At 39.6% G+C, this 13,763-nt stretch carries 12 protein-coding genes and 4 tRNA genes; 14 read left to right on the top strand and 2 right to left on the bottom strand.

Features of this window, described 5'->3' with window-relative positions; genetic code table 11:
* Positions 1-17 precede the first annotated feature (17 nt).
* Positions 18-1,115, top strand: a complete 1,098-nt coding sequence (locus tag H2677_RS04000) for an outer membrane protein assembly factor BamD (RefSeq protein WP_004952650.1) — start codon at positions 18-20, stop codon at positions 1,113-1,115.
* 126 nt (positions 1,116-1,241) lie between these two features.
* A complete protein-coding gene (locus H2677_RS03995) occupies positions 1,242-3,125 on the top strand; it encodes a DNA primase (protein WP_212639192.1) in 1,884 nt (627 codons plus the stop codon).
* A 4-nt stretch (positions 3,126-3,129) separates the two neighbouring features.
* On the opposite strand, the gene hemA is transcribed toward H2677_RS03995, so the two are convergent.
* A complete protein-coding gene (hemA, locus tag H2677_RS03990) occupies positions 3,130-4,413 on the bottom strand; it encodes a glutamyl-tRNA reductase (protein WP_212639191.1) in 1,284 nt (427 codons plus the stop codon).
* 79 nt (positions 4,414-4,492) lie between these two features.
* On the opposite strand from hemA, the gene H2677_RS03985 reads away from it, so the two are divergent.
* From H2677_RS03985 to H2677_RS03930, 12 genes are all read left to right on the top strand, one after another.
* The gene (locus H2677_RS03985) at positions 4,493-6,211 is read left to right on the top strand and encodes a tetratricopeptide repeat protein (protein WP_212639190.1); all 1,719 of its coding nucleotides are present in this window, start codon (positions 4,493-4,495) and stop codon (positions 6,209-6,211) included.
* A 4-nt stretch (positions 6,212-6,215) separates the two neighbouring features.
* Entirely contained in the window at positions 6,216-6,797 is a 582-nt protein-coding gene (gene lolB / locus H2677_RS03980) for a lipoprotein insertase outer membrane protein LolB (RefSeq protein ID WP_212639189.1), read from the top strand.
* 16 nt (positions 6,798-6,813) lie between these two features.
* The gene (gene ispE, locus H2677_RS03975) at positions 6,814-7,647 is read left to right on the top strand and encodes a 4-(cytidine 5'-diphospho)-2-C-methyl-D-erythritol kinase (RefSeq protein ID WP_212639188.1); all 834 of its coding nucleotides are present in this window, start codon (positions 6,814-6,816) and stop codon (positions 7,645-7,647) included.
* Positions 7,646-7,720, top strand: a tRNA-Gln gene (locus H2677_RS03970). Before ispE ends, H2677_RS03970 begins: the two co-directional genes overlap by 2 nt.
* A gap of 25 nt (positions 7,721-7,745) precedes the next feature.
* Positions 7,746-7,820 (top strand) — tRNA-Gln (locus tag H2677_RS03965).
* Positions 7,821-7,838: 18 nt separating this feature from the next.
* Positions 7,839-7,913 (top strand) — tRNA-Gln (locus tag H2677_RS03960).
* A gap of 85 nt (positions 7,914-7,998) precedes the next feature.
* Positions 7,999-8,073, top strand: a tRNA-Gln gene (locus H2677_RS03955).
* Between the two features lie 37 nt (positions 8,074-8,110).
* Complete coding sequence (locus H2677_RS03950; protein WP_004913997.1) at positions 8,111-9,064, top strand: ribose-phosphate pyrophosphokinase; 954 nt, start codon at positions 8,111-8,113, stop codon at positions 9,062-9,064.
* 97 nt (positions 9,065-9,161) lie between these two features.
* Positions 9,162-9,458 (top strand): 50S ribosomal protein L25, encoded by a 297-nt coding sequence (rplY, locus tag H2677_RS03945; protein WP_004913998.1) that lies wholly within the window; start codon positions 9,162-9,164, stop codon positions 9,456-9,458.
* A gap of 19 nt (positions 9,459-9,477) precedes the next feature.
* Complete coding sequence (gene pth / locus H2677_RS03940; protein ID WP_212639187.1) at positions 9,478-10,059, top strand: aminoacyl-tRNA hydrolase; 582 nt, start codon at positions 9,478-9,480, stop codon at positions 10,057-10,059.
* 144 nt (positions 10,060-10,203) lie between these two features.
* The gene (panD, locus tag H2677_RS03935; RefSeq protein ID WP_004914001.1) at positions 10,204-10,584 is read left to right on the top strand and encodes an aspartate 1-decarboxylase; all 381 of its coding nucleotides are present in this window, start codon (positions 10,204-10,206) and stop codon (positions 10,582-10,584) included.
* 190 nt (positions 10,585-10,774) lie between these two features.
* On the top strand, positions 10,775-12,565 hold the full coding sequence (locus tag H2677_RS03930; protein WP_125298966.1) for a patatin-like phospholipase family protein: 1,791 nt from the start codon (positions 10,775-10,777) through the stop codon (positions 12,563-12,565).
* Between the two features lie 3 nt (positions 12,566-12,568).
* Here the strand turns inward: H2677_RS03930 and H2677_RS03925 are convergent, their stop codons facing one another.
* Positions 12,569-13,756 (bottom strand): hypothetical protein, encoded by a 1,188-nt coding sequence (locus H2677_RS03925; RefSeq protein WP_212639186.1) that lies wholly within the window; start codon positions 13,754-13,756, stop codon positions 12,569-12,571.
* Between the last annotated feature and the right edge of the window lie 7 nt (positions 13,757-13,763).

Genomic DNA, 13,763 nt, shown 5'->3' with positions numbered 1-13,763 from the left:
ATAACAGAGGAGTTTTTATGTCGCTACCACGTTATAAAATTACGATGCTTGCACTTTCTTTAGGTGTAGCGTCTGCATTTGTGGGCTGTAGCAGCAATCCAAGTAAAAAAGAAGTGGTTGATAAAGGACCACAATCAAGTGAGCAAGTTTATTTCGAAAAAGCACAAAAGTCTCTTGATCGCAATCAATACACTGATGCGGTTAAATCTCTTGAAGCGTTAGATACCTACTATCCAACAGGACGCTACACGCAACAAGCTCAACTTGAACTTCTCTATGCAAAATTCAAACAGAAAGATTATGAAGGCACGATTGCGCTTGCAGAGCGTTTTATCCGTCTAAATCCACAGCATCCAAATGTTGATTATGCTTATTATGTTCGTGGCGTAGCGAACATGGAAATGAACTACGATAGCTTAATTCGTTACACCTCTTTACAGCAGTCACATCGTGATGTGAGCTATGTAAAAGTTGCATACCAGAATTTTGTGGATTTAATTCGCCGTTTCCCAAGCAGTAAATATTCTGTTGATGCAGCTCAACGCATGAAATTTATTGGTCAAGAATTAGCTGAAAGTGAAATGAATGCGGCACGTTTTAACATCCAACGTAAAGCATGGTTGGCTGCAGCTGAGCGCGCACAATGGGTGATTGAGCATTACCCTCAAACACCTCAAACACCTGAAGCTTTAGCGACACTTGCCTACAGCTATCAAAAGCTTGGCGACAATTCGACTGCACAGCAGTATATCGAAATTCTAAAACTCAATTATCCAAACCTTGTGAAATCAAACGGTGAAGTCAATCTACGCGCTGCTCGCAAAGAAGGTAGTTGGGTAAATCGTGCTACTTTGGGCTTGTTAGGTCGTGAATCTAAAACAGTTGAAGTGAAAGAAGAAGTTAAATCTGAAGCTCAACAGCGCAGCCTAACCAACCGCCTAAGTTTTGGTTTACTTGATAAATCTGAAACAGAGTCAACATCTCAACCTGAAGCCGTTGTCACACCAGTAGCACCAGCTGAAAATAATAAGCCTAGTTGGACAAATCGTCTTAGCTTTGGGCTTTTAGATAAACCAGAAGCAACAAACTCATCAGAGGACGATGCTGCAAACTAATTTGCAATCATCTGATACATCAAACAGGCAAGACTCTCCTTGCCTGTTTTTTATTTTATGCAACAATAATTTCTGACATTTTGCTCGGCAAAATAATTCACTTTCTACCTGAATGGTTAAATGCACATGGCGATTCCACAACATACGATTGATCAGATTTTAGATCGAACCGACATTGTCGATTTGATTGGTCAACGTGTGAAGTTAAAAAAGACTGGGCGTACCTATTCTGGCTGTTGTCCATTCCATCAAGAAAAGTCCCCCTCATTCCATGTTTATCGTGATAAACAGTACTATCACTGCTTTGGTTGTCAGGCAAATGGCAATGCAATTCGTTTTTTAATGGATATTGATGGTCGTAACTTTGTTGATGTAATGAAGGAACTATCTGATAAAACAGGTATCGATTTACCCAAGGATAACCAAGATAATAAAAAACTATCCTACAAACGTAGTTCTCAGACTATTACAAAAACAGCACCAACTGTAGCACAAGAGAGTCATACAACTCCGCCTCCTGCTGTTGATGACTATACCGATGGGCACTTTGTAGATATGGATCGTTTCATAGATGATCCCTTTGCGCAGTTTGATCCGTCTTTCGCATTTGAAGAAAATGTACAAGAAGGCAATTTATATGATCTTCTTGAAAATGTTGCTCAATTTTATGAGCGTCAGCTACCTAATAGTCAAAAAGCTCAGAATTATTTTAGGCAGCGCGGCTTGTCACCACAAACAATTCAATTTTGGCGTTTAGGTTACGCGCCTGAAGACTGGCAGCATTTAGAAAAAGCTTTCCCTCAAGATATTGAAGGCTTAAAGCAACTTGGCTTAATTCGCTCTAGTGATAGTGGACGTGATTTTGATTTGTTACGAGAACGTGTGATCTTCCCCATTCGTGATCACAAAGGACGTGTGGTCGGTTTTGGTGGTCGTGCATTAAATGATGAAATCAAACCCAAATACATTAACTCTCCTGATTCAGAAGTTTTTCACAAGAACCAATTACTGTATGGGTTATATGAGGGCCGTAAACTTAAAGCCAATGATTGGTTGATGGTTGAAGGCTATATGGATGTCATCGCCTTGCAGCAATACGGCATTAATGGTGCTGTTGCCACACTTGGAACAGCAAGTAATGCAGATCACTTAACCACATTATTTAAGCAAAATTCGCGAATCACCATCGCTTTCGATGGTGATGCTGCGGGTCAAAAAGCAGCACGTCGTACATTAGAAATCGCATTACCACTTCTCAATGATGGGCGTGAATTAAAGTTTTTTGTATTACCCAATGAGCATGATCCTGACTCTTTGATTCGTCGAGAAGGTTTAGAAAACTTCCAAAGGCTACTTCAACAATCACCACTGTTGTCTGACTTTGTATTTGCCCATTTAACAGGGCAACATGATGTCAGCACACCTGAAGGTAAAAGTTTAGTCATGGGAGAACTACGAGAATTAACGGAGTTATTACCCAAACATGGTTCTTTCCGTTATTTGCTCACCCAATCTTTCCGTGAAAAACTTGGCTTGGGTAAACGCTTTACCCCACAAATTAGTCATGATGCTTCGCTTTCTTTTAATATCCAAACCAAAGATGAAGATTTTGCGATCGCTATTTTGATGCATCACCCCTTTCTTTATATCCATTTTGAAGAATTACGTGCTGTGATTGATCAAACAGAATTGTTGGCCAAGATTTTAGCCGTACTAAATATCGTGTTTGATGATCTACCCGATGATCAAGAGTTAGCAACTTATTATGTACTCGGTGCATGTAGCAATTTTAGCCATGAGATTGCTGATATTATGCAACGCACCAATATTCAATCATTAACTCAGGCACCTGAAATTGCAGATAAATTAGCAAAGGAATATGCTCTAGGCTTACAAGAAAAGTATTTAAGATTAAAACTTAAATCACCGATTACGCTGATTGAATCACGCAACTTACGTCAGCAATTGAATGAGTTAACTAAGCAAATTAGCTTACGCTTACTATCCTAATTTTTTATTGTTTTGGCTTGCGCTCATGCTCAAATATTTCATGAAGATGCTGCTGTAGCCATTCAAAATAATCAGGACTCTCAGCTTTAGCCGCCTCTCGCAATAAAATGGAGGTCGGATGCATCAATTTTTGCGTCAAACGATGAGCAAACTCTTGTAGAACTTGCTCAGGCGGATGTCCATGTTGTAATGCATCCATGGCATGTTCTAATTCAATTTGACTCATTTCTTCGCTATGTTGGCGGTAGGCTTGTATCGTTCCGCCCGCCTCTTTAACTTTTTGCTGAGTAATCAATTGTGTCGCTAATTGATTTACCATCACTTCAGCTTCAACAGCAGCTTGACGACGCTGTGCTAGATTTTCATCTATCACACTTTGTAAATCATCTACGCCATATAAATAAACGTTATCTAGTGACTCAACCTTTGGATCAATATCACGTGGAACAGCTAAATCCACCATCAACATTTGTTGATAACGACGTTTCTTCAATGCTGATTTAACATCTGTATATCCGATCACTTGATGCAGACTTCCTGTACAACTTGAAACTACATCTGCGCGATATAAATTTTGTGCTAACTCATTGAAAGGAATAATTTCAACATCTACTTGATGAGCAATTTCTTGAGCAAGAAGATCTGCTCGTTCACGACTGCGATTACAAATTAACATTTTAGCCACGCCCATTTCAGCGAGGTGCTTGGCAACTAAAGTATTCATTTCACCCGCAGCAACAATCATTACCGTTATTTTCTCTGGGTGGCTAAATACTTGTGATGCTAGTTGCGCAACGGCATAACCCATTGATACGGCATGGCTACCGACTGACGTTTCTGAGCGTACACGCTTTGCTGCGTAGAAAGCATATTCAAAAACACTATTCAATTCTGGGGATACTGTTTCAGCATCTTTTGATAAGGCCAGAGCACTTTTTACCTGTCCCAAAATTTGTGGTTCGCCTAACATCAGCGAATCCAAACCACTGGCAACGCGCATTAAATGTGTAACAGCTTGAGCGTTTTCGTAACGATAAACATGATGAGTTAATTGTTTTACATCAATATTATTCACTTGGGCGAGCCAGTTTAAGACGCTATCCGCGTCTTCTGTCATGGCATAAACTTCTGTGCGGTTGCATGTAGACACAACCACCATATCTTTCAATGAAGGATGTTGACGTTGCTCCTGCAATAGCGCAGCTAACCGCTCTGCATTGAAAGCGATTTGCTCACGTAGTTCAACAGAAGCTGTTTGATGGTTGACACCCAATGCAAAGAAAGACATATCAGATCATCATTTCGCTAAATTTATGTTATTGTGCAACATCGGTGTCATAAAAAGCATTACTTTGGATCAATAAAAATTGCGTCAGCTATATCGCCGTAATAACTTTAGCGGCAAGACGATTCGACGGTATTCTACCACAATCTTGTTGTTAGGTAGCATGAGCTCTTATGTCTCTGCACAAGCAATACACGATATGTATGCTGACAAAAGTTTTGAGAATGCACTACAACAGAGCATGATTGCTGAATTTTCCCTTGCTTATGATGATATTGCAACTGCATTACACAATTACACCGTTCTTGCCATTCGTAGTAACTCTACAACCATTAAGCAACGCGCATTAGATGTTGCTCTTGAATACAATGATCTGCAAGCTGCATTAAATATTGCAACGCACTGGGTTGAACAAGAGCCTAAAGATGTTCCAGCATTATTTTACTTATCACATATTGCATTGAAAACGCATGAATATGAGCTTGCGGCAAAAACCTTAGATAAAATCCTTAATATTGATCCCACTTCTGATCTAGAACAAATTTTGGCTGGAATTGCACCTGAGAATGCTCAAGATCGCGAAATCTTATTAAATGCTTTACGTGCCAGCACAGAAAAAGACAATCCTTCAATATTGGCTTTGATCGCAGGTCTAGAAGCGCAAGATGGTTTGTATGGGCAAGCGCTTAAGAATATTAACCGTGCATTGCGTAAACGGTCTAAGTCGACTAGTTTTATTTTAATGAAAGCCAACCTGCTAATGGCTTTACAAGATGATGAAGCAACCCAAAAATGGTTTGCTAAAGCAAGCCGCAAGAATAAAGAAAATCTCGATATTCGTTTAGCGGAAGCACGTTATTACATTCAGATTAATGATCAACAAACAGCATTAGAAAAACTTGAAGATGTTATAAAAGATCATCCAAATGCTGAAGAAGCACTGTTTATTGCAGGCTTAACCAGTATTGATTTGAAACAATATGAAAAAGCAGAACAGTACTTAGTCGATTTGCGTAATTCAAGCAAATATCAAAATGAAGCCTATTACTACTTAGCCATCAATGCTCAACGCAAACAGCACTATGAAACAGCAAAGGCATATTATCGATTAGTAGACGGCAGTTTATATATCGTGTCTAGACGCAATATGATTGCTATTTTTGAGAAGCAAGAACAATTGAATGATGCACTACGCTTCTTAACCCAAGAGCGTGTGAATTATCCTCAACATGCAAGTTTCTTATATCAAGCACAAGCTGATATTTTAAAGAAAATGAATAATAAAAAAGCGGCTTTAGCATTACTGGATGAAGCAATAAAGAATTTACCAGATGATCCTGAACTCATTTATGCAGAAGTACTATTACTTGATCCTTTCACTGATCGAGATAAATTAGATAAGACTCTGAAACAATTATTGGCAATTGAGCCAAACAGTCCAACCTATCTTAATGCATACGCCTATACCCTTGCTTTACAAAATCGTCGCTTAAAAGAGGCTCGTAAGTATGCGGAACTCGCACTAGAATTTGCACCAGAACAAGCCTCAATTTTAGATACACTAGGTTATATCGCATTTTTACAAAATGATTTTGATACCGCAGTCAAAGTCCTTGGGCAAGCGTATGAAATTAGCCAGAATGTAAATATTGGAATTCGATATGCCAAAGCATTGTATATGCAAGGTGCTCTCACTCAATTTAGTGATGTGTTACATCAATTAAAACAAAAACATGTAAATGCCCCACAATTACAACAACTTGATGGCTTAATCTTACCTGTCACAGTAAAAAAGAGTTAAATTCATGCGCTCATTGTCAAAACTATGCATTGCGATTTGTAGTTCAAGTATTTTATTACTTAGTGGTTGTCAAAGCTTAACTCAACCCAAAAAACCAATCGTGACACCGCAAGTTCAAAATGAAAATAATTTTAACTTACAAGGCAAAATTGGGGTTCGTACACCGCAGCAATCTGGCAGTGCATTCTTTACATGGGCACAGCAACAAGATGAATTTGATATTGAATTAACTGGAATTCTAGGTGTTGGAAAAACACAAATTCAAGGTAAACCTGGTGAAGTCACACTAAATAGTGCAAAAACTGGACTTATTTCAGCGACCACACCTGAAGAATTACTTGAAAAAGCTACAGGATGGCAAGCACCAATTATGCACTTGACGTATTGGGTACAAGCCAAACCTGCGACTCAAAATGCGCAAATCATAAAAGATGAAAATAATAGATTGAAGCAACTCATTGAAGATGGTTGGACAGTTGATTTTAGTTATAACGACGCACAAATGCTGCCAAATAAATTATTACTCAAACAACCACTTGCGGAAGATAAAGAAAACCGTATTACAATGGTGATTCAAAATCGATAATTGATTAAATTAATCTATGATTAGAGTACCTTCACCTGCAAAATTAAATTTATTTCTGCATATTACTGGTCGTCGAGCGAACGGTTACCATGAATTACAGACGATTTTTCAATTGATTGACCTATATGATTGGATGACTTTTGAAAATTTGTCTGAAGAAATAATACAGATTGAAGGTATTGCTGAAGTTCAACTTGAACAAAATCTCATCTATCGTGCAGCACAATTATTACGCCCACATGCAAAAAAACCGTGTGGACTAAAAATTTTGATAGAGAAAAATATTCCTATGGGTGCTGGTCTTGGTGGTGGATCATCCAATGCCGCAACCACACTGATTGTGCTCAATCAACTTTGGGAATGCGGCTTAAATGAAACACAGTTGGCTGAATATAGTGTGCAACTTGGTGCAGATGTTCCTGTCTTCATTTATGGTCGAAATGCATGGGCAGAAGGCATAGGTGAACATTTATCATTCATAGACTTAGATCAAAAACAATTCATTATTTTAAAACCTGATTGTTTTATCAGCACTCAATTGTTATTTTCACAAAAAACATTGACAAGAGACTCTAAGATCACTAAATTTTGCGCCTATCAGTTAGAACCTTCTAGCTTTGGAAATAACTTTGAACCTTTGGCTCGACAGTTATACCCTGAAGTTGAAGAAGCGATGCAATATTTAGATCAATTTGGTCTAGCAAAGCTTACAGGTACAGGTGCTTGTGTTTTTACTGAAGTAACCAGTGAAATGGATACAAAGAAGATTTTGCAAAACGCACCTTGTAAAGCTTACTTGGTCAACAGTTTAGCAGAATCACCTTTAAGACATTTCAAAGTTACACGTTAGGGGCGTCGCCAAGTGGTAAGGCAGCGGGTTTTGATCTCGCCATCCGTTGGTTCGAATCCAGCCGCCCCTGCCAATTTTCACCTGTAGATGTATGTAATAGGGGCGTCGCCAAGTGGTAAGGCAGCGGGTTTTGATCTCGCCATCCGTTGGTTCGAATCCAGCCGCCCCTGCCATTACATATCATCAAATTTAGGGGCGTCGCCAAGTGGTAAGGCAGCGGGTTTTGATCTCGCCATCCGTTGGTTCGAATCCAGCCGCCCCTGCCATATCTTTAGACAGACTTGTTTTATATTGATACCTGTTCAATCATATTGACATTATCATGCAAAACGATTAAAGTTCTGCCGCATTAGGGGCGTCGCCAAGTGGTAAGGCAGCGGGTTTTGATCTCGCCATCCGTTGGTTCGAATCCAGCCGCCCCTGCCATCCAAATTCATTATAAGCCAACCGCCAAGGGTGCTTCATGCCCAATCTTGTCGTTTTTAGTGGAAGTGCTCATCCACAGTTCGCCCAAAAAGTCGTAAGCCATTTACATATTCCACTCGGTGCTGCTTCTGTAAGCAAGTTTTCTGATGGTGAAATTTCAGTTGAAATTACTGAAAATGTTCGTGGTAAAGACGTTTTTATCGTTCAATCTACTTGCGCACCAACCAATGATAACCTTATGGAAATCTTGGTAATGGCAGATGCTTTGCGTCGTGCAAGTGCTGGTCGTATTACTGCAGTTATTCCTTATTTTGGCTATGCTCGCCAAGATCGTCGTCCACGTTCAGCACGTGTACCGATTACGGCCAAAGTTGTAGCAGATATGTTGACAACTGTTGGGATCGACCGTGTGGTAATGATCGACTTACACGCAGACCAAATTCAAGGTTTCTTTGATATTCCTGTTGACAACATCTATGGAACGCCAGCGTTATTGGCAGACCTACGTCAACAACAACATGACAACCTTATGGTGGTTTCACCTGACGTTGGTGGTGTTGTTCGTGCACGTGCTGTTGCAAAACAATTAGGTGATATTGATTTAGCTATCATCGATAAACGTCGTCAAAAAGCAAATGAATCACAAGTGATGCATTTGATTGGTGACGTAAAAGATCGTGACTGTGTCATTGTTGATGACATGGTAGATACAGCAGGTACGCTTTGCAAAGCTGCCGATGCACTTAAACAATTTGGTGCTCGCCGTGTTATTGCTTATGCAACTCACCCTGTTTTATCTGGCAAAGCGATTGATAATCTTCGTAATTCTGTTATTGATGAACTTGTTGTTACCGACACGATTCCTCTTTCTGATGAAGCTTTGAACTTAGGTAAAATTCGCCAAGTATCTGTAGCTAGCATGGTTGCTGAAACAATTCGTCGTATTAACAACGAAGAATCTATTAGCGCTATGTTCGATAGTTATCTATAATAGCCCAGCTTTTTTCTTAAACCCTAGCTTAGCTAGGGTTTTTCTATCACTAAACTGGTCGCAAGTTTAGTTTCATAATCTCAATGAGGATATGCCCATGGCAAACTTCGTATTAAACGCTCAAGCACGTGAAGCTGCACTACAAGGGAAAGGTGCGAGCCGCCGCCTTCGTCATGCTTCACAAATTCCAGCAATCATCTACGGTGGTAGCGCTGAACCTGTAACAATCACTTTAGAACTTCGTGAAATCGTTAAAGCTTTAGAAAGCAACGAATTCTTCGAAGAAGTGATCGAAATCAAGATCGGTGATAAAGTTGAAAATGTTAAAATCCAAGCGTTACAACGTCACCCAGCTAAAAACACTCCTATGCACGCTGACTTCAAACGCGCATAAGTGTTAAAGGCGTAAATTAGTGTCAAATATTTCGCTAATTGTTGGTTTGGGTAATCCTGGTAAGGAATATGCCCAAACCCGCCATAATGCAGGCTTTTGGTTCGTTGAACAACTTGCTGATCGTTATGGTATCTCTTTAAAATCAGAACCAAAGTTTCATGGGTTCACTGGTCGTGGTCAAATTGAAGGTCATGACGTACGCTTACTCTTACCAACAACATTTATGAACCGTTCAGGTCAAAGTGTTGTGCCATTTGCCAAATTTTATCAAGTCACACCAGAAGCGATCTTAATCGCTCATGATGAACTGGATATGGATCCTGGCATAATTCGTTTAAAAACAGGTGGCGGACACGGTGGACATAATGGTCTTCGTGATATTGTTCCGCATATCGGTCCTAACTTCCATCGTTTACGTATTGGAATTGGACATCCTGGCTCCAAAGAACGTGTTTCTGGTCATGTGCTTGGCAAAGCTCCTAGCAGTGAACAAGATTTAATGGATGCAGCAATTGATCATGCGCTTTCAAAAGTGAAAATGCTTGTTGATGGACAAGTTTCACAAGCGATGAATCAAATTAATGCTTACAAACCCGCTTAAACTTAAACTGAATTGTTGAACAATCACGCTTGCCATATTGTGTTTTTAAGCGCAAAATGCGCATCAAACCGCCTACACCCTGCGGAAACGTGACAAGTCAACCATAAGATATTCATCTTAGGTCTTACTCAGGAGACGCTAGCCATGCTATCTCGTTTATTAAAATGTAAAATTCACCGTGCAGTTGTGACACATGCAGAACTTCATTACGAAGGTTCTTGTGCAATTGATGGTGTATTAATGGACTTAGCAGGGATTCGTGAATACGAAGAAATCCACGTATGGAACGTAACTAACGGTAAACGCTTTACAACTTACGCAATTCGCGGTGAAGATGATTCAGGCATTATCTCTGTGAACGGTGGTGCTGCTCATCAAGCTGATGTTGGTGATTTAGTCATTATTGCTACATTTGGTGATTTTACTGAAGTAGAAGCTGATCTTCATAAGCCACGCTTAGTGTATGCAAATCCAGACAACACTGTAAATCATACAGCGAACTGCATTCCTGTACAGATTGCTTAATACAAAACACAAGATTCCCAAAAAAGTCAGTCATCGTGTACTGGCTTTTTTTATGGGTATATTTTCTGATATGTCCAAATAAATACAAAAATGCGTCAAACTATCGATAGGTTTTACTGAACCTCACTTGCAAAATATTGTTCAGATTCATTAAATAAATAGACAATAAAGATAAATTGAATGAAAGCATATGGATATTATAAAAACACTCAGCAAAGTAAAATTATTCCATGAATTAGAACCTGAATCTTTAATAGATCTAGCTCAGTTCTGCTCTGTAAAGCATTTACAAACGGGGCATCAACTCTATGATTTAGATGATCTCCCTCTTCATGTTTATATTATTGCTCATGGACGAGTCAAATTAACAACAAGAACCAATTTATCTACTTACCTAGGTCGTCACGAAATCGTTGGTGAAATGGGTGTTATTTCCAACCAACCTCATCATGGTCGTGTAATCGCAACTCGAGATACTTGCCTTATAGAGATTCCCCAACAGCAGTTTACTGCGTTTCTACAAAAACACCCTCAAGTTTTATTTGCTGTATCTCAAATGATCATTGCCCGTTCTCAGCCTGAATTGCAGCATATTCACGCAATGAGCCATAGCAGAACACTTTCAATCATCCCGATCTCAATGCAGATTCCAGCAATTCATCTTGCAGAACAATTGACTGAACATTTAAAACGTTGGCCCAATGTAAGAGTCGTGACTGCAGCACATGTCGATGCCTTATTTGGAGAAGGATTTAGTCAAACAAAATTAGACTACAGTTCAGAAGATCTAAAGTTAAGGCAATGGCTAGCTATTCTTGAAGAAAAGCATTGTTATGTATTATATGCTGCAGATCGACCTGATGATGAATGGGCAAAGCGCTGTCTGCACCAAGCAGACCGAATCTTAATTTTAGCAGAAGCAAATCAATCTCCGATTCACAGCCCCTTAGTTGATGTCTTAAATCAATATGATTGGCAAAATCCAATTGAACTGGTGTTATTACGCTCTGAAGGTGATCCCTCACCTTACACCCTGCAATGGAAGAAACTATATTGTGCTCAAGCACATTATTTTATTCACCCGTGGTCCGAAACAGATATTCGTGCAATCGCTAGACAAATTACTAGTCAAGGCTTAGGGCTCGTTTTAGGCGGGGGCGGCGCACGTGGTTTTGCTCATATTGGGTTGATAAGAGCATTAGAGCAACTGCATATTCCAATTGATATTGTTGGCGGAACCAGCATGGGAGCCTTCATTTCTGCTTTGGTCGCTTGTGGCTTCGATAGTGTAGAAATGAAACATATTGCATATGAAACATTTGTTGCTCGAAATTATCTCAATGATTACACCATGCCTAAAGTTTCATTGATTCGTGGGCAACGCTTTCATGCTCGTTTGCAGGCTATTTTTGGTCATCGTCGAATAGAGGAATTGAAGCAAACCTTCTACTGTATTTCTACAAATCTTTCTACAGGTGAAGCAGTTATTCATGATCAAGGTGAACTTGCGACTTGGGTAGGAACCAGCATGAGTGTTCCTGGCGTTGCTCCACCTGTGGCGTGGCATGAAAATTTATTATGCGATGGAGGTGTGATTAATAATTTACCTACGGATGTTATGCAAAATTTGGAACGTGGTGCGATTATTGCCAGTAATGTAAGTTCACATGATGACATTCGTGTTCCAGGCATTGGATTGAATGAACCTGATCAAAGTGCCTTATTGAATTGGAATAAAATTATTAAAGATAAATTATTAAGAGCTCCACGTCTTGCAGAAATCTTAATGCGTACAGCGACACTTGCTAGTGACACAATGATTCAAGCAGCAGCAATAGAACGCGCTAATTTACATATACGCATGCCCATAGATGGGATTGGAATGTTTGATTGGCATCGGCTTGATGAATTGGTTGAACGTGGGTATGAGCATGCATTAGAAACCTTGGTTCCTATCCGAGATACGCTCCCCTCTGCCTGATTATCACTGCTCACTGACCGAACTCAATCCAATACCATATTGATCTAATAGATGATCTAGATATTGATAGGTTTCTTCATCGAGCTGCTGCATGTAACCATTCAAAATGCTTTGACATAGCTTTTGTTTTGCAATTGGCATACGGCGAATAATGTCAAAAGTGACATCCCATTGTGATCTTAATAAAGATGCATAAGCGATATGATGCAAGACCTCCTCATCAATCTGAGATATTGCCTCAGCCACAGCTTCTCTCGCTTCATCTTGCATAAACGTAACAACTACAAGCATATCAGTCCATAAATTACACTGATCAGCTGCGGCTACGATACTTTGAATAATTTCAACCTGTCTCAAGGCTGGTAAATTGGCGACAAAATTCTGTGCGTGATTCGACAAACAAGCGACCACAGGCAGCATATCTTCCCATAGCTCATCTTCCTGCGTAGCTTGAATGATCGCATTAATCACACTTTCCCCTTGCTGAACAGCCAAATCACCTAGCTCTTGTTTCAAGCTATAACCAATATGCGTCATAAGTGCCAAGAGTTTTGGCCATATGAGACGTTGAGAAGAATCACAAATAATTAATAACGTTTTTTGTATCCGCTCTTTCGGCAAGACATGCACTAAATGATCAATACGTTCTCTTGATTCAATATAAAAGACGATTTCGAGTAAATCGCTCTCCTTTTCAATCATTTCGGCGATATCTCGAACAACATCGTCCGCCAACATGCCAACAAAGCGCCCCATGGTCACAAAATCACGTTGCTCAAGTAAAATAGCAGCGATATCTTTTATTTGACGTGTCGTTAACAACATCAATAATTCTCTGGCTAAACGAGGGTCAAGATAAACTGCAATATCGGCAAGCATTTTGGGTGTTAAATGTTTAGCGATTCGATATAAATTTTCTGTAGAAAGATGCGATGCAATTTGAGCAACAATCAATGGCGATAAAAAGCGTTTTACGATAAATACGTTTAACCAACTTGGTAACCAATTTACCCATACAGCAAGAGAGCGAAATCTGTTTTTTTGTTGATCTTGTAATTGTTCTATTATTCCAAAGCGAAACTGACGTAGGGTCTCTGGAGCCAAGGGTTTTAAAAAATTGAGCTGTGTTTGTGCAACACCCAAAATATGCGCCAGCTTTATAATTTCAGCTTCAACAGCTAATCTTGTCATGACCAGC

The organism is Acinetobacter junii (assembly GCF_018336855.1).
GTDB classification, from domain to species: domain Bacteria; phylum Pseudomonadota; class Gammaproteobacteria; order Pseudomonadales; family Moraxellaceae; genus Acinetobacter; species Acinetobacter junii.
The sequence above is the reverse complement of the archived record's forward strand: the minus strand, read 5'-3'. Positions and strand labels throughout refer to the sequence as shown.